We start from the raw sequence: 16,940 nt of genomic DNA, 5'->3' as shown, positions 1-16,940 counted from the left end.
AAATCCCGCATTTACAATTAGAACTGTAAATGCGGGAAAGGTTTTTTCCAGGTACTCAAAATGTAACCTATCTACTAAAAACCGGCAGTGCAATAAATATCATCATAAAGAAAATGATTGTTAAATAATTTACGGAGTAAAGGAAAATAACACGCGCCCATTTCACATCGTTTTTTATATAAAATCCAGCAATGCTTAATCCTAAAAAAACGATGTTCAAAACCGTTGCGATAATAATAAAAGTAAGTCCTAATGCCGGTAATAAGAAAGGTAGCGGAAGTAAGCAAGCAACGTAAACTGCGATTTGTCTTTTCGTAATGCCAAATCCACGCACTACTGGCAACATCGCAACACCTGCAGCCCTATATTCTTCGCATCTTCTAATTCCAATCGCAAATGTATGCGGAATCTGCCAAATAAACAAAAGAAGGGCTAAAACGATTGGAACAATATGATAACTAGGTGCAATTGCAGCCCAACCAATTAATGGCGTCACCGCTCCTGAAATACTGCCTATTGCTGTATTTAGTGTATATTTACGCTTCGACCAAAAAGTATAAAAAACAACATATGTGATCCAGCCTAAAAATGCATAAATTAACGTTTCTATCGTTGTGAAAAACAAAACGAACAAACCAACTACCGATAATATAATACCAATTAATAGAACTGTCTTCATAGAAAAGTTTCCAGTAACGGTCGGCCGCTTTTGAGTTCTGGCCATTTCTCGATCAAGATCGACTTCATACCAATTATTAAGTGTCAGCGCACCAGCAACTACTAATGTACTGCCAATGATTGTAATTAAAAACAACTTCCAGTGTTCCCCAAAAGATGCATTGGTAAAATACAATGCCAAACAAAAGCCTGTTAATACAGGAAGTATATTCGTTAATAATACAAGACCTTTAAACAAAGAGATTAAATCCAGAATAATCGTAGAGACTTTATTTTCTTTCTCTAGATCTTTAGTTTTAAAGTTTTGCATTGTCGTGAATTCAACTTTGTCCATCAGCGTCTCCCCTTAAATCAACCATTGATCAAAAAAACCTATGTAACTTCATATAGTAATTAATTTTACTACCCCTTTCGTAGTAAAACAATGAATATGACACATTTTAAGATAGGCGAAAGGTTCTGAATTATCACTAGTACTAAATAGGCATCAAAGTTGAAGTAATTTATTTCACCTGATTGCTTTTCATGATATAGTAATCTGTGGAGAAATGGAGGTCCCCTACATGATTGAACTCAATAATGTTGAGAAAGCTTTTGGAAATGTGAAAGCTGTACTCCCCTTATCCTTAACAATTAAAAAAGGTGAAATTCATGGCATTGTTGGAACGAGCGGTGCCGGAAAATCAACTTTAGTTAGGATGATGAATTTATTGGAAAGACCAGATAATGGAACAGTGCGAGTGGGAGATCAATTACTGACAAGTCTTTCCGACAAAGAGTTAAGAAAAGCTAGGCAAAACATTGGAATGATTTTTCAACAATTTCAATTGGTTCTTAATCGAACTGTCGCTGAAAATGTCGAAATGCCGCTCGAATTGGTGGGAATGCCAAAGCAGAAACGATTAAAACGTATTGAGGAATGTCTTCATTTTGTTGGCATTTTAGACAAGAAAGATGCATATCCAGCCCAACTAAGCGGTGGACAAAAACAACGCGTTGCAATTGCAAGATCGTTAGCCAACAACCCGGACGTTCTATTATGTGATGAACCAACTTCTTCGCTGGATCCCAAAACAACAACCGAAGTCTTGCAAGTTTTACGTCACATTAAAGAAACATTGGGTGTCACAATTGTGATTGTCACACATGAGATGGATGTCGTTAAAAGTATTTGTGAACATGTTTCCATCATGAAAGATGGACGAATTGTTGACAGTTTCGCAATCGAACCACAAGGCCTACATGATGATGAAGATCATTACATAGAAGACTTAAGAAGAATCGCGGTGGTTAAACCTTAATGGATAAAATCATCGAGTATCAAGCAGAGATTTGGCTATCTATCGGACAAACTTTTGTTATGGTCGGGATTTCGATTCTTGCGGCCATTCTGGTAGGTTTACCTTTAGGTACCTATCTATATTTAAGCAGACAAGGTAATTTGTATGAAAATAAACTATTATTTACCATCTTGGATACGTTCGTAAACATTGTTCGTTCATTTCCATTTCTGCTTCTCGTCGTATTTTTAATTCCGTTCACTCGTTTTGTGATTGGGACGGCATTAGGAACCATGGCGGCTACTGTACCTTTGTCCATCATTTCCATCGCTTACTATGCGCGACTGGTCGAACAATCGTTGTTGGATGTACCGAAAGGGATTATCGAAGCAGCGATTTCTATGGGTGCTTCTAAAGTGCAAGTGATATTTAAATTCCTTTATCGAGAGGCAAGATCTGGTCTCATTTTCGGTTTAACGACAGCAACGATTAGTTTTATTTCCTATTCCACCGTCATGGGAATTGTCGGCGGTGGCGGCGTCGGCGATTTTGCTATCAAATACGGTTATCAACGTTTTGAAACCGAACTCATGACTTTTACCATCGTAATCATGATAATTCTCGTTCAAGCTATTCAAATTATCGGTACTAAAACTTCAAAAAAACTAGATAAAAGATCGTAAAAAGGAGATTTTTATTCATGAAAAAATTAATAGCGCTTTTATTTGCTACCGTTCTCGTACTTGCTGCATGCGGAACGGGTAAAGAAACCATAGGAAATTCAACAGAGCAAACTGAAAAAGAAACAAAAATTCGTGTTGCATCCCTTATTCCGCCGATGACGGATATGTTGGAAATTGCCAAACCATTACTTAAAGAAGACGGCATTGAGATGGAAATTGTTGTTTTATCCGATAACGTACAGCCTAATAGCGCTTTGGCAAATAAAGAAGTAGATGCAAACTTTTTTCAACACCCTCCTTATATGGAACAATTTAATGAGGCGAATGATGCTAATTTAGTCGTTATCCAACACGTTTATCATGCAATTTTGGGTGCCTATTCAAATAAATTCGACAGTATAGACGAGTTACCAGACGGTGCAAAAGTAGCTATTCCGAATGATTCCTCGAATATGGCTCGTTCTTTACAGTTGATCGAAAAAGGCGGATTAATCAAATTGAAAGACGGTGTCGGGCTTGATGCAAGCGTAAAAGATATCACGGAAAATCCTAAAAACCTTAAATTCGTTGATGTTGACTTGTTAATGCTAGCAAGATCAATGGATGATGTCGATTTAGTAACGATGCTTCCTGCCTATGCAAAAGAACTTGGTTTGACGCCAGTAAATGATTCACTAATTGACGAAGGCGAATCAGCATTCCCTATCTCACTTATTGCGCGTGAAGACAACAAAGATTCCGAAGCAATCAAAAAATTAGCCGAACACTTATCTGGACCAGAAGTGCGTGCATTCTTAGAAGAAAACTTCTCTGACATCGCATTCCCGGCATTTAAATAATTATTATTTAACTAAATCAGTACAGCAGGAATTTTAAAAAACCTGCTGTACTTTTTTTATTAATAATTTTAATAAAACGACACTACTTTTTCCTTATTTAATGGATGTAGTTAATCAGAGTGGAGGATGGAGACTCACCGGCCCCGCAGGAAATATTCATCTACGCAGCTTTTTATCACGATTTCCCTTTCCATCACATATCGTGAATGGAAAAGGAGTGATGAAATTTGATGAGTTTATATCCCGTAACCATTGAAGACCAAGTATTTCTGGCCATTTCAGTTATATTGCCGAAAACGAATTTACTTGTTGTAACGAATGACAATGGATACATTATGTGCGGGGCTCTAGATGTTGCGCTACTAAACGAAAAACTGGCTGATCGGAAAGTCATTGCGGGGCGAGCTGTCGGAGTCAAAACAATCGATCAACTTCTTGATGCACCACTCGAATCGGTCACCTATGAAGCTGAAAATTTGGGAATTAGCAAAGGGATGATTGGCAGAGAAGCACTCTTGAAAATGGTGTAATAAAAAATCACCAAGCAACTTCACTTTGATGTGAGAAAAAGTTGCTTGGCGATTTTTTAGATGTGTTCCCTACTTCTATTTTATACTTTTGCAATCCGTATATTACTAACCATCAAATAAGCTAGAATAGATAAGATGAAAATAAAAGTATTCGCCGATACATACGGGTATAAGAAATAACTGAGTGCCGCAAGGACGCCGGCAGCCGTTATAGGTACACCATAAAAATTGCCGTCAAACTCCCTAACATTAAACCTTGCCAATCTCACTGCTCCAGCTAATACATACGTAATGGTGACTAAAATACCGACCCATAGCGTTTCATTCAAAGCAGTACCGTATATTAATAACGCAGGCGCAATGCCAAATGAGACAAGATCGCATAAAGAATCCAGTTCTTTTCCAAAGTCGGATTCAGAATTGAAATAACGGGCGCACATGCCGTCAAATCGGTCGAAGATTGCTGCCAAGAAAATAAATGTTGCACTTAAATTACCATGACCGTTAAAAATAAGTATAATAGATAGTATGCCAAAACTTAGATTCATTAATGTGATCATATTTGCCAATTGTGCTTTTATTCTAGTAGCATAAAAATTTTTTGCTAAAAACATAGCATCACCGTCCTACTCATATTATTATTTTAAATTATATAGGGAAAATGAGGAAATGTCATGAAGAAAAAAATATTTCGCCTTTTTGTCGAACTAACTGGTAATCCAACATCATCAAAGATATTAAAATTCATTACACAATCTAGGATGAGTCGACTGCTAATTCGACCATTCGCCAATACATATCAAATTAACCAAGATGAGATGGAATACCCACTTGCGCATTATAAAAGTTTGCAGGATTTATTTACACGTAATTTAAAAGTCGGCGCAAGATCCATTGATACATCTTCAAACAGTCTAATTTCTCCTGTCGACGGTTGTTTAAGTGCTGTTGGAAAGGTAGATGAACAGGATACATTTATTATAAAAAACCAATCCTACAGTTTAGCTAAAATTTTTGGAGACGATAAAAAAGCATCGACTTATAAAAATGGAAGCTTTTTCATCTTGTACCTCTCCCCAAGTCATTATCACCATTTTCATTATCCTATATCGGGCACAATTTTTTCACGTTATGCATTAGGTTCAATTTCATATCCAGTCAATAATTTAGGTTTGCGTTTAGGTAATCGCCCTTTTTCGACAAATCACCGTTTAATTTCAGAAATACAAACTGAATTTGGGAAAGTCGCCATCGTTAAAGTGGGCGCACTTAATGTCAATAGTATTCATTTGAACAGTTCTTCCAAAGAATGTATAAAGGGTGCGGAGTTCGGTCATTTCTCATTCGGATCTACCGTTATTCTTTTTATAGAAGATCATTATACTTTTACGCCTACGGTTCCAATGAATAGCGAAGTAAAGGTAGGACAACCGATTGCTGAATGGATCAAGTGATAATTTCCCAAGATTTATAAACAACTAAAGCCAGCTTGATGCTCTTTTTAAGAGCGTCAAGCTGGCTTTTTGTCTACTATAAGAAATCATTAAATATTTTTTGTAACCCCTTTTGCCACAATGTCCTAACACTCATATAAAGCTTGTACATATATTGGATATAAGGAGGTGTTTAAATTGTCCAATAACTATGATAAAGGGTATGCGTCTCTCTACTTTTTTGGCATCCTGGCAGCATATGCTATTTTGGGCCTGATTGTTTTTGTACCGGGCCTTCTCACTGGTGCTCCAACATTACTGTTCATCGGGATTGTCCTAGTTGTTATTGTTGTGCTGATTTTTGCCGCAGCAATAATATTAAAAGGGCTGTCTAAGCTTTTTAACAAGTTTTAAAGTTTAACAGGTTACTTGGAATTTAGTTTCTAGGTAAGTGATTAGCCTCTCCTACTGTAAATAATTTGGGGAGGTTAATTTACATTCTATTGGATGTCATATGTCTGTACATTATTTTTCCAATAACTTTTTAAGGATTACTTTTTCAACGGTTGAGTTGATCAAACCCTATTATCACTCCTTATAATTTTCATAAAACTTTATCGCCTCTTCTTTCATTTGATTCACTAATGTTTCGGGATGAACCACTTTTACACGGTGCCCAAATCGCATCAGCCATTGTACGAGCCCATCACTCATTATCGCTCGTGTTTTCAAAACAAAAGTATCTGGACCATGCGCTTGAATATTTGCATCGGTTCCGAATCGATCAATGACTACATTGATCAGCTTATTCGAAAATACTGCTTCCAAAGTTAGTGGTTCACCGCCGTACATATGAAACATTTTCGATACGTGATCCTTTAGATTAAAGTCTGGATCCGGCACGAAGCTTTCATCCGTCACTTGGACTGAACGCATTCGATCAACGCGATATTGCCGAATATCACCTTCAGCAATATATTCTCCTACCAAATAATAACGATCGCTATTCCACACAAGTCCATGCGGTTTGACCCAATAATTATCCTCATTATTACTAAGATGGAATTTTAAATCGATACCATAACGACCATATTTGAAAGCAATCAATTTCTGATCTTGAATTCCAGTGTGTAATTGTTCCACAACTTTTGTAACTTCCCCTAAATCATATTTAGCGTCGTTCACGACATAAAGTTCATTGTTTAATTGTTTTGCCAATCTTTTACTTGTTAATTTCCTAATTTTCATCAATAATCCATTAGTTTCTGATTGTGGGATAAACTTAGCTGCGCTAATTGCATCCATCAGCAGCCGAAGCTCATGTATTTCAAATAATCGCCCGTCGTAATGGTAATGTTTTTGTAAACCAACTTTTTCTTGCACGGATAATATTGGATATATATTAGAATCTTCGAGGGTTAGCAAATCCTCTCTAACCGTACCTACACCAACATTGGCGTGTTCGGGTAACATGGCATGTATTTCATGCAATGTTTTCATATCTTCCTTATCTGTATTTCTTTCAAGGATCGAGATGACTTCAAGTAGCCTTTCTCGTGCGTTTATTGACTTTGGCATCAGTCTGCACCCTCCTATGACTCAATTTGGTCATCCACAATATAAGTTGCACGCCATTGTTTTCGTTCTTTTTCATTCAATTGTGCTTCAATCGTTTTATCCCAATGGCCTAATAGCGTATTCCAAACACGTGCATAAATCGTATCTTCTACTTTATTGTATAAGCGAAATTCAATGCAAAATGCCGACATTTTTTTAGTAACCGATGTTGACTCAATAGCTGTTACAACGGTTTGTACATTTTCATTATTCGATTCAATTCCCGCGTCTTTGACCGCCTCAAACAATTTAACTTCTTCAAGATAAGCGACCTCCCACTCGGGAAAGTCATCCTGATACCGATACATACTTTTCCCGGAAAAACGATTGTCAATTTCCCCTTTTAGAAAAGACTGATGACAGGGACTATAAATTCTTTCTACTGCATCTGTTTCGGGTTCATGCTCATAAATGCCTGTTTCAAGTTGTCCGACACCTATATCGGTTAATGTGAAACTCGACTCAGTTTTTTCGATCATACGCGATCTAAGCATTTTGTCAATCAAATCTTGGATGAATAATGGCTCGACTAGAAGAATATCCCCTAGTTCGTCTATAGTGGCATGCTTTGTCTTTTGAAAAGTAAGTAACATCATCTTCATCAAAATATCCATTTTCGTTCGTGAAACTTTCTCAAAGTTAATCGAAACGAGTTGGACGGGCAGTGTCCATGAAACAGAATCCAAAACTTTTACGTTGAAATCCTGTTGCAGTTCTCTTGTTAAGCGAATTTTTAAGTCTTCCAAACTGCCGCCCCCTCTTCAAGCTTCCTGAATCCATTTTTCTTTTTAATCTCTTCAACTAATCGGCCATACATTTTTCTGGCTTTGACATCTTTTGTTCTCACAGCAAACATTTCAGCGCTTCCGACAATGATTAATAATTCCCGGGCTCGTGATAATGCCACGTTCAGTCTTCTGTAATCACGCGCAAAACCGATATCCCCGCTCTTTTCATTATGGTTTCGAACAAAGCTCAATATGATGATATCCATTTCCATACCTTGAAACTTATCCACAGATCCGGTTCTGCAATGTAAATGCTGCAGCATTAATTCCTGTTGGATTAACCGGTCAATACGCTTTACTTGTTCACCGTAGAAACTAATGACGCCAACACTTTTCTTGAAATCTAGGTTAACTTTACCTTGCTGCTTGTTTTTTTCGATGGTCTTATCCAAGTCTGTCAATAAGTTCTTAACCTTGTTTAACTCGGATTGATTATATCTGCTCGTTCCACCTACCACTTTATTTTCGAAGTAGTTCGGTTCATTTGGCATATCGAACCATAGTAGATGGTCACTTCGTTTTATATATTTTGATTCAATACCATGATCGCGCTCATTATCCGAATCTACTACCCCGCACTGTAAACGATAATCGCCGTCTTTATAAAATGGTGAAATGGTTTCCATAATGGATTCATGCATGCGGTATTGAATACCCAGCATGGTCTTATTTTGTTTGGGCAACGTTCTAAATAACCGTTCAAAAAGCGATTCCTCTAATAACTTTTTCAGTTCGTTTTTTTCTTGTCGGTCTTCACTTTCTTCTAGAAATTCTTCTAGCGTTTCTTGTCCTACCAATGGTGGTAACTGATGATGGTCACCCACAAGTATGATTTTCTTCCCCTTCAACATTGGGAGCAGCAATTCCGGCGGTGTCGCTTTAGAAACTTCATCAATGATAACGACGTCGAAAACTGGATACTCTTCCATGAAATCGCGCCTAGCCGATGCAACGCATGTTGTTCCTATTACATTTGCGTGTTGCACATACAGCTTTCGAATTTCATTTAAATCATGTTCATTTGCATCCTTTAAGAGTGATAACCATTCTTCTTGAAGGGCATTTGTTATCGGCAAACGTTCTTTCTCTAACTGTTTACTGTCAATTGCCTTAGATAACTCAGCCATCGCAATCAGTGTTAGATCATACTGTTCTTTCGGATTTTGATCGACGATTTTTTCCAATGATAGGATTCGTTCTTCCATCTCTGAACATTTTTTTGTGATTGTTTCTGTAACCTCAATATTTAATTCCAGTTCTTTGGCGTTTTTCTTCAAATTGTGAACTTCTGTCTCCATAGAAACCTTGTTATGTTCCAAGTCTTGCATATATTGCTGATTGGTGAATAGTGTTTCTTCAAGACGTGTGTATGTCGTTTTCAATCCAATCAGTTTCTCTTCTATCGTTTCGATTTCAACGGTTTCATCGACTGTTCCTTGCCAGTTTTTTAATTGTGAGCATTTTTCTGTGAGGTCGGTAATCTCGTTTTCAAGATCTTGTTTTCTTTTCGTAAAGTCATTAACCTCATCTATCCTGGTTGAAATGGTTTGCTTCACAGTCTCAATCACGTCGATTTTGATGGATTCAAATAGCTTTTTTGACATCTCTACATTTTTTATTTGAGAATATGCATAATTCCGTCTTCTAGAAAGCACATCTAAAGCAGCGCTCAACTTTTCTAGATATTCGTATCTTTCTGCTGAATAATGCCTTGTCTGTAACGCTTTTTTAACGGATGGATCAATTAAAAAATGTCCCACTTTATCAATCTGAGTATGTATATCGTTTACTGAACAAGGCTTGCTCATTCCTTGGTAACTATGTGGTTGTTTCAGAAATCCATTCTCAGATAATTTTTCAACGACAGTTTCAATTGCTTTATTAAGCCGGGTAATCAGCTCGGTCCAGTCTTGATAAGTGTCAGTGGACATGCTTGATTTAATCGATTCAATCAGATGATTTAGTTCAGTGAGTTTTTGATGCAACATATTTGATGGAACGAAGCCAATCGCTAGTAGATTGTCTTGTAATTCATTTAGTTTAGTAATGGAACTGGCATCCTTCAAAAATGTCTGCAAATCAGTCAATACAGTTTCTTGCTTTTTCTGTTCATGATGAACGCCAGTAAGTGTTATTTTTGATTCATCTATCTTCTGAAGGATATGGTGATGGCTAATGTAATCCTGATAGAGTGTAATTTGTTTTTTAATATTCGCTATTTGTTCAATGAGATTGGATTCATGATATGACTGAAGAACTTCTTCGATACCGGAATTTTTTTCAGTTAATTCATCAATCACCTTATTCAATAATTCACGCGTTTTTTCTAATTCTTGTTGCTTGGTTAGGTAATTTTCTTTTTCCAAATTCAACTTTTTTAGTTCATTGGTATGCGCCGCGTGCTCGGCTACGGCTATTTCTCTAAGGCGAATTTGCTCTTCTAAAGTAGTCAATTCCCGTTCATATGCCAACATTTTTTCATGATCGAGTTTCAATTCCTGTTCCAGGTCTTTTTCAATTTTTGCACGCATTCTAAGTTGCTCAGAAACAGCCTTTTCAGTTTGTTGCTTCCAATTAAGTGCGACGTTTTCCTCGATGAACTTTTTACCTTCTTCTTCAATACTTTCCGTTCTACCGTAACGTAAAATCCGGATATCTTGATGGGATAATAATCGACCTAGTGCATTGTCGACCGCTAGATTTGCTTGGGATGCAACAAGCGTACGAAGACCTGCCTTTACATTTTGATGGCAAATTTCAGAGATTACCGTCGTTTTTCCTGTACCAGGAGGACCTTGAATCACGTATAAATCATTTGATGTCATTGCCCCTGTAACTGCTTCTTGTTGAAATTCATTGAGTCGATTATGAAAAACGAGGTCTTTCTGTTGTTTTGATATCCTCACGACAGGACGTTTTTCAAATAGGACTTTTTCTAAATTTGCGTTAGCGGCTAGTCCATCTTGTAAATCTTTAAATCCTTTGCGCAGCCTCTTCACTTGACTCAGTTCGGAAAAATTACTGAAAATGACTTCTTTGAAAGTCCAAGGTTGCCACTCATTCTTTCTGGCTAGCTCTTGATACTTTCGGTTTAATTCGATTTCAACGATTTTCTTAGATCGATTCGTGTTAATTACTGCGCCAATTTCATTTTGAATTCCTTTCAATCTGACAGAAAAATTGTTGATAGCCTTCCATTCATTACTTTTCAATCCAGTACAGATGACTTGAAGCTTATTAAAATCCGCATTAAGGCTAGCGCCAGAAAATACGGAAGTTATATCTGCAATATCAGCATTTCTTTCTTGAATCGCTAAATAGCCTTCCCAGCTGGAAATTCTTTTCCGAACATATTCTGAACGTTCCTCTGCGATTGGTAACTCGCGGAGGCGTGTATACAATTCAATTGGCATTGGAACACCATGGCGTTGATTTACTAGAAATTTAAGTCGTACGGGTAAGCGTCGATTTGTTCGAACCGGCTCTCTCCTACCCCGTACATGAAAACCAGTTGCCAAGAATCCTTCATTCTTATAGATACACTCCATAACCGCTACTCGATTATCGATTTTTTCCGCTAACACAGTATTTGTTTCATTATCAAAGAAGATGGAAAATGACATATTGCCGTGTCTGTTTTCCGGTCTTTTTTCAATATATATATCAAAAGCTTCCTGCATTGAGAATAAGCTTTGCTCATTTTTAACAAATTTCATCATTCCGTTACGGGCATTATTTGTAATCCCTAGCGTGCACTGCATTGTTTGTAGGGGTATTCCTTGTATCATTTGCATCCAACTTTCTAAAAACGATAAAAGTCAGTATCCCGTATTGGGATAACTGACTTTTATATACTCTAGTTCAATTATAGTGTACTTTTACAATGTTGTTAAGCATATTAACAATATGGGTAGACATTCTGATATAATGAGTAAATAGACAGTAATATTGAAAATTTCTACTAACTTCAACTGCAATCGTGAACAGCAAAATTGAGAGGGGTAATCGATTTGAGTCCAGAAGCTAAATTACTAAAAGAAGCCATGCATGTATTAAAGTTAACCAGTAGGACCTTCTACATTCCAATTAAATTATTAAATCCTACCTTGCGCAATATTGTTGGTTCTGCATATTTATGTATGCGCGCTATCGATGAAATTGAAGATCACGAAGAATTGCATTCTGATACCAAACAACACTTATTGCGAACTACGAGCAAATTATTGCAAACAAATTTTGACAATGTTGCATACAAGCAACTTTTACAACCTTATGAAAATGTATTACCAGAAGTTACATTGCGACTTGGCGATTGGCTCTCAATATGTCCATCAGTTTTTCTTGATAAGGTTCAGGAGTCGACAAGCCTCATGGCAGACGGAATGGCCAAATGGGTTGAAAAAGACTGGCTTGTAAAAACGAAAGAGGATTTGGATGAGTACACTTACTACGTTGCTGGTTTGGTAGGTGTGATGTTATCTGATATTTGGCAGCTATTCGATGGGACAAAAACTGACCGCGAATTAGCGATTGCATATGGACGTGGTCTGCAAGTCGTCAATATGTTGCGAAACCAGGAGGAGGATGCCAATCGCGGCGTTCATTTTATTCCCGATGGTTGGACGCGTGCAGATATGTTTCAGTATGCTGAATTGAATTTACATCAAGCTGAAGGCTATATTGAGTCGATTAAGACTAAAAACATTCTTCTATTTTGTAAAATCCCGCATACTTTGGCTAAAAGAACGCTCAATGCATTAACTGGGGGAAAAGAAAAAATGAACCGTAATGAAGTTGAAATGACTGTAAACGAAATTGTAAAAAGTCTATAAGGACAAATCGGACAAGGTAGACCGAGTGTGTCAGCACTCGGTCATGCAATCTACAAAGCATCTATCCGACTAGCTCCATAATATAAGTAACAAATATTCCCAGAATGATGCCAATGACAATGGTACCTCCAAAAATTACTGTTCGCTTCAATTCCCCATCCTTTCGAATTTGTTTGCTACTACTAGTCTATTGACAAGCTATGCAACCTATTCGTTAGATGAAAGAAACGCATTACATCCGGCCCGATCGAAAGATTGAAAACAACAAAAATACAAACATAAGCGTTGCTATGATTGATCCAGCTTCAATAATCGGGAAACTCCAAAGTAAATTGGTCTGTCCCGCGATTGCTGACCCAATAATTAACCCAACCATCAAAATGCTAAAGGCCAGCAAGATAATGCTAAATGATAATCGATTACTGATTCTATCCAATCTGCCTAATATTGTTTGTATCTGTTGCACATTTATATCTAACCGTAGTTTCCCTTTCCCCACAGTAGATGTAATCTTTTTAATATCCTTCGGCAAATGCAAAAGAATTTCCGCATTTTCAACGAGATCTTTCCATGAATTTTGAAGAATGGTTTTCGGATGATAACGCTCCAACATCAGCTTCCTTCCAAACGGCTCCACTGCTTTCATAACGCTAAACGTCGGATCTAAAAGACTTACTGTGCTTTCCAATGTTAGAATTGCTTTTCCAAGGATTGTAATTTCCGTTGGTATTTGAATTTTGTGTTGAAATGCAACTTCAAACAATTCGCTCATAATTCCACCAAGACTTATTTCATCCAACGAAACTTCATAATACACTTCAATCAAATCATCGAGATCACGTTGAAAATCAGCCTTATTTGTGTCCTCATTTAGCAAGCCCATGTCTGAGAATACTTTCATCATGCCATTTGTATCGCCTTGCTTCAGATTGATGATTAGAGAAGCAAAGTGAAATTTCAATTGATCATTGATTCGCCCCATCATGCCGAAATCTAAGAAACAGATTCGGTTATCTGGTAGAATGTAAATATTCCCGGGATGAGGATCCCCGTGGAAAAAACCTTTCTCCAAGACTTGAAAAAACATTGCATCTACCACGCGTTCAGCAATTAGTTTCCGATCATATCCCCCATCATCTAATTGTTTAATATCATTGAGACGTATGCCCTGTACCAATTCCATCGTCAATATTTTAGTTGTTGAAAAGTCTATATATATATTCGGTATTTGAATGTTTGGTTGCTCTTTAAACTGTTTTGCAATTCGATTAGCACTTCTGCCTTCTACTTTATAATCTAATTCATCCCGTAATGATTTCGAAAACTCCTGAATGATTTCCTTGATATGATAAGTCTTTGCCCATACTGAATTCTCTTCTAGAAACTTCGCAATCTCGTATAATATTTCCAAGTCTGTTTCAATGGTCTGCTTTATGTTTGGCCGTTGTACTTTAACCGCCACTTCTTCTCCAGTCGGCAAACGTGCAACATGTACTTGTCCGATTGATGCTGCTGCTAAAGGAGCCTCGTCAAATGAGTCAAACAGATTTTCAAGCGTCCCCCCTAACTCTGCTTCAACAATCATCCGTATTGTACTGAACGGAACAGCGTGTACATGTTCCTGCAACTTTTCAAGTTCATGGATAATTTCGGCAGGAACTAAATCCCGTCGTGAACTTGCGATTTGTCCCAATTTAACGAATGTCGGTCCTAATTCTTGCAGTGTATATCGTAATCTTTTCCCAACATGCTGGCCTTTTATATTCCAGTCTTCATTTTCATTTGTTTTTTTCAAATCGCGCTCAGTAAGTCCCAAACGAAAAAGAAAATGGCTGAATCCATTTTTTAAAAACGCATTTATGATTTCTTGAAAACGACGCGTATGCCGTATTCTTTTTTTAAACACAACGCTTCCTCCCTTTGAGCCTATTTATGTAGACTTCCTTTGTCTTTACCCGTTTGCTTCAAATATATTCAAAAAAGTGGCCACGGCAATGTGAGTTAAAATTATTTACCTTGGCCAATAATTAAATCTATCACCATGAATTTAAAAATAACGTTGTTCGCTCACGTCCAATTTCTAACAGCTGTCTTTTTGACTCTTCATCCATATCAAATTGCGTTGCACTATAGTGATCTACCGGAATAAAAACAATGTTTTTCTCGTGTTTTCTTGAAATGTATTTTTCATCATGGGCATTTTTCATGGTTGAAAATAAGGCTTCAAATAGATTTATCGCATTATTAATTTGCCGACCTTCAATTTCTTCCTTTCTTCGACTTAATTTCAAGCCGAGTACCGGCCGTTCTCTTTTTCCTACATCATTGTCAAAAATCCACAAGGGAAAATTACTTAATACCCCACCATCAACAACAATTGTATCGCCCGAACCAATTTTTAATCTTACCGGCTCAAAGAAGAAAGGTATTCCGCAACTCATGCGCACCGCACGTGCCACTGGAAAGGTCTCCTGGGCGATACCATAGCGTTCCAAGTCATCTGGCAGAACAATCATCCTCCCATTCGTTAAGTCTGATGCAATGAGTTTTAATGACCCTTCTGGTAAATCAGCGAATGAATAAACACCTTTGTCGGCTAACTTTTCTAAAAACCAATTTTCTAATGCTTTCCCTTGATAAAGGCCTAATCGCCAATAAATCTGAAGCCATTTTAAAAACGGAAAAGGAAGTATCGTTAATCTTGAATCTAAGAGCGAGGTTAGATCTAGCTCGTCGAATAAAAGTTCGATTTCTTTGGCTGTATACCCAGCGGCTATAAAGCTGGCTAAAATGGCTCCGGCACTTGTACCGGCTACACGTTTAAATTGATAACCCTTTTCTTCTAACACTTCGTAGGCACCAACTAGCGCAAATCCCTTCAAACCTCCACCTGAAAACACCCCATCAATTAACAAAGACTACCTCTCCTTTTGTGGTGGTAGTCTAATGTAAGTGTCATTCAATTATAGTAGAACCTAGGACATGCTTCATAATAACAATATAAATAATGGCCCGACGACAGAACCGGCAATGGCACTTAACGTCATCGAGACTGATGCCATCGAAAGTGATAATTCACCGTACTCCGTGGACTTTGCTACGCCTAATGCATGGGATGCGCTACCCAATGCTAATCCTTTTGATAAAGGGCTTTGTATGCGCGTATATTTCATCACCAATGGCCCCAAGATGACACCGCTAAAACCCGCAATCATCACAAATGCTGCAGTCAAAGATGGGATGCCCCCAAGCGCGGCACTTACTTGAATAGCAACAGGGCTTGTTATTGATTTTGGAATAATTGAATGGATCATTTCGTTTTCAAACCGAAATAGTTTAGCAAATAACAGAATGCTTCCCATAGCGGTCAGTAATCCTGATGCTACACCCAGTAAAATCGCATTTCGGTATTTCAACACGACTATGCGCTGTTTATAGAGCGGATACGCAAGCGCCACGACAGATGGTCCCAAAAACATTTCAAGCCATTCTCCACCCACCATATAACTGTCATAGGAAACGTTAAGTACGAGGAGGAGTAATATAATGATTGTCGTCGACGTCAATACTGGATGCAGTACAGCGATTGGAAAACGCGCATATGTATATCGCATCGTTAAATAAAGCATGACCGTTCCGAATACAACGATGAGTAGAAGCAATAGGTTACTCAAGCCTTGACGCCTCTCTTTCCTTCATCTTAATTTCAACTCGTTGACTACTATAACCCGAAATAATCATCGTCATGAATGTGCTAATCATAACAATGCCTATTAAGATTGCGCCCTTACCTGATAAAAAATCTGGGTACTGAATAATACCAACTGTCGCTGGAATAAAGAATAAAGGTAACATAACAAGTATAAAACCAGCACCATCTTTAATATATTTTTCTGGTACAACCTTAGTATGCAAACATAAAAACAATAACAGTAACCCGACAATACTTCCCGGAATAGGTAATTTCAATAATGAAGAAATCAAGTCACCCACATACGAAAATATAAAAAGCACAATAATTTGTCCAATCAGAATAGCCAATTTGCGTCTAGAATATTTCTTCACTTTTTATTACCCTCCCTTCACCAAAACGATTTCATTTCATTGCTTAACTTTACCAATATTGAAGTCTTTCGTCTAGAAATCATTTAATCTTGATAAAATATAAAATCAGTTTTGTTCAATAATATCCGGTTGTAATAAATTTGCTTGCACTGGTTAGTGATTTGCTTGCACTTATGCGGCATTTGCTTGCACAAA

The 16,940-nt window shown here is 37.5% G+C and carries 16 protein-coding genes; 7 read left to right on the top strand and 9 right to left on the bottom strand.

What is annotated here, in order from left to right:
* Positions 1–67: 67 nt before the first annotated feature.
* The gene (gene cyoE, locus J4G36_RS04305; protein WP_210468836.1) at positions 68–1,012 is read right to left on the bottom strand and encodes a heme o synthase; all 945 of its coding nucleotides are present in this window, start codon (positions 1,010–1,012) and stop codon (positions 68–70) included.
* Positions 1,013–1,241: 229 nt separating this feature from the next.
* Between cyoE and J4G36_RS04300 the strand changes: the two genes are divergently transcribed.
* From J4G36_RS04300 to J4G36_RS04285, 4 genes are all read left to right on the top strand, one after another.
* Entirely contained in the window at positions 1,242–1,979 is a 738-nt protein-coding gene (locus J4G36_RS04300) for a methionine ABC transporter ATP-binding protein (RefSeq protein WP_210468835.1), read from the top strand.
* Entirely contained in the window at positions 1,979–2,641 is a 663-nt protein-coding gene (locus J4G36_RS04295) for a methionine ABC transporter permease (RefSeq protein ID WP_210468834.1), read from the top strand. The genes J4G36_RS04300 and J4G36_RS04295 overlap by 1 nt, the downstream gene beginning before the upstream one ends.
* A gap of 17 nt (positions 2,642–2,658) precedes the next feature.
* Positions 2,659–3,480, top strand: coding sequence for a MetQ/NlpA family ABC transporter substrate-binding protein (locus tag J4G36_RS04290; protein ID WP_210468833.1), 822 nt, complete (start codon positions 2,659–2,661; stop codon positions 3,478–3,480).
* A 230-nt stretch (positions 3,481–3,710) separates the two neighbouring features.
* Positions 3,711–4,010: a YunC family protein gene (locus J4G36_RS04285; RefSeq protein WP_483315888.1), complete on the top strand. Its 300-nt coding sequence runs from the start codon at positions 3,711–3,713 to the stop codon at positions 4,008–4,010.
* A gap of 80 nt (positions 4,011–4,090) precedes the next feature.
* Here J4G36_RS04285 and pssA read toward each other — a convergent pair whose 3' ends face one another.
* Entirely contained in the window at positions 4,091–4,624 is a 534-nt protein-coding gene (gene pssA, locus J4G36_RS04280; protein WP_210468831.1) for a CDP-diacylglycerol--serine O-phosphatidyltransferase, read from the bottom strand.
* 60 nt (positions 4,625–4,684) lie between these two features.
* On the opposite strand from pssA, the gene J4G36_RS04275 reads away from it, so the two are divergent.
* Positions 4,685–5,464, top strand: a complete 780-nt coding sequence (locus tag J4G36_RS04275; protein ID WP_210468830.1) for a phosphatidylserine decarboxylase — start codon at positions 4,685–4,687, stop codon at positions 5,462–5,464.
* A gap of 177 nt (positions 5,465–5,641) precedes the next feature.
* Positions 5,642–5,857: a hypothetical protein gene (locus J4G36_RS04270; RefSeq protein ID WP_210468829.1), complete on the top strand. Its 216-nt coding sequence runs from the start codon at positions 5,642–5,644 to the stop codon at positions 5,855–5,857.
* Between the two features lie 174 nt (positions 5,858–6,031).
* On the opposite strand, the gene J4G36_RS04265 is transcribed toward J4G36_RS04270, so the two are convergent.
* From J4G36_RS04265 to J4G36_RS04255, 3 genes are read right to left on the bottom strand one after another with little or no spacing between them, the layout of a single operon-like run.
* Entirely contained in the window at positions 6,032–7,021 is a 990-nt protein-coding gene (locus J4G36_RS04265; RefSeq protein WP_210468828.1) for a helix-turn-helix transcriptional regulator, read from the bottom strand.
* A 14-nt stretch (positions 7,022–7,035) separates the two neighbouring features.
* Positions 7,036–7,806 (bottom strand): hypothetical protein, encoded by a 771-nt coding sequence (locus J4G36_RS04260; protein WP_210468827.1) that lies wholly within the window; start codon positions 7,804–7,806, stop codon positions 7,036–7,038.
* Positions 7,794–11,567 carry a DEAD/DEAH box helicase gene (locus tag J4G36_RS04255; RefSeq protein WP_210468826.1) on the bottom strand — a complete coding sequence of 1,258 codons (3,774 nt, stop codon included), beginning with the start codon at positions 11,565–11,567 and terminating at the stop codon, positions 7,794–7,796. Before J4G36_RS04255 ends, J4G36_RS04260 begins: the two co-directional genes overlap by 13 nt.
* A gap of 291 nt (positions 11,568–11,858) precedes the next feature.
* Here J4G36_RS04255 and J4G36_RS04250 point away from each other — a divergent pair, with 291 nt between their 5' ends.
* The gene (locus J4G36_RS04250; protein WP_210468825.1) at positions 11,859–12,680 is read left to right on the top strand and encodes a squalene/phytoene synthase family protein; all 822 of its coding nucleotides are present in this window, start codon (positions 11,859–11,861) and stop codon (positions 12,678–12,680) included.
* A gap of 232 nt (positions 12,681–12,912) precedes the next feature.
* On the opposite strand, the gene J4G36_RS04245 is transcribed toward J4G36_RS04250, so the two are convergent.
* From J4G36_RS04245 to J4G36_RS04230, 4 genes are all read right to left on the bottom strand, one after another.
* Positions 12,913–14,586 carry an ABC1 kinase family protein gene (locus tag J4G36_RS04245; protein ID WP_210468824.1) on the bottom strand — a complete coding sequence of 558 codons (1,674 nt, stop codon included), beginning with the start codon at positions 14,584–14,586 and terminating at the stop codon, positions 12,913–12,915.
* A gap of 130 nt (positions 14,587–14,716) precedes the next feature.
* A complete protein-coding gene (locus J4G36_RS04240) occupies positions 14,717–15,595 on the bottom strand; it encodes a patatin-like phospholipase family protein (RefSeq protein WP_210468823.1) in 879 nt (292 codons plus the stop codon).
* A gap of 72 nt (positions 15,596–15,667) precedes the next feature.
* Complete coding sequence (locus J4G36_RS04235) at positions 15,668–16,354, bottom strand: LrgB family protein (RefSeq protein ID WP_483315879.1); 687 nt, start codon at positions 16,352–16,354, stop codon at positions 15,668–15,670.
* Positions 16,347–16,745: a CidA/LrgA family holin-like protein gene (locus tag J4G36_RS04230; RefSeq protein ID WP_210468822.1), complete on the bottom strand. Its 399-nt coding sequence runs from the start codon at positions 16,743–16,745 to the stop codon at positions 16,347–16,349. Before J4G36_RS04230 ends, J4G36_RS04235 begins: the two co-directional genes overlap by 8 nt.
* Between the last annotated feature and the right edge of the window lie 195 nt (positions 16,746–16,940).

The sequence above is a fragment of the Sporosarcina sp. 6E9 genome (genome assembly GCF_017921835.1).
Lineage (GTDB): Bacteria > Bacillota > Bacilli > Bacillales_A > Planococcaceae > Sporosarcina.
Note: the sequence above shows the minus strand (reverse complement) of the source record. Positions and strands in the feature narration are given on the sequence as shown.

Bases quoted from the DNA above. Each gene is read 5' to 3' on its own strand.
- cyoE (WP_210468836.1), bottom strand. From the start codon at position 1,012: ATGGACAAAGTTGAATTCACGACAATGCAAAACTTTAAAACTAAAGAT.
- J4G36_RS04300 (WP_210468835.1), top strand. From the start codon at position 1,242: ATGATTGAACTCAATAATGTTGAGAAAGCTTTTGGAAATGTGAAAGCT.
- J4G36_RS04295 (WP_210468834.1), top strand. From the start codon at position 1,979: ATGGATAAAATCATCGAGTATCAAGCAGAGATTTGGCTATCTATCGGA.
- J4G36_RS04290 (WP_210468833.1), top strand. From the start codon at position 2,659: ATGAAAAAATTAATAGCGCTTTTATTTGCTACCGTTCTCGTACTTGCT.
- J4G36_RS04285 (WP_483315888.1), top strand. From the start codon at position 3,711: ATGAGTTTATATCCCGTAACCATTGAAGACCAAGTATTTCTGGCCATT.
- pssA (WP_210468831.1), bottom strand. From the start codon at position 4,624: ATGTTTTTAGCAAAAAATTTTTATGCTACTAGAATAAAAGCACAATTG.
- J4G36_RS04275 (WP_210468830.1), top strand. From the start codon at position 4,685: ATGAAGAAAAAAATATTTCGCCTTTTTGTCGAACTAACTGGTAATCCA.
- J4G36_RS04265 (WP_210468828.1), bottom strand. From the start codon at position 7,021: ATGCCAAAGTCAATAAACGCACGAGAAAGGCTACTTGAAGTCATCTCG.
- J4G36_RS04255 (WP_210468826.1), bottom strand. From the start codon at position 11,567: ATGATGAAATTTGTTAAAAATGAGCAAAGCTTATTCTCAATGCAGGAA.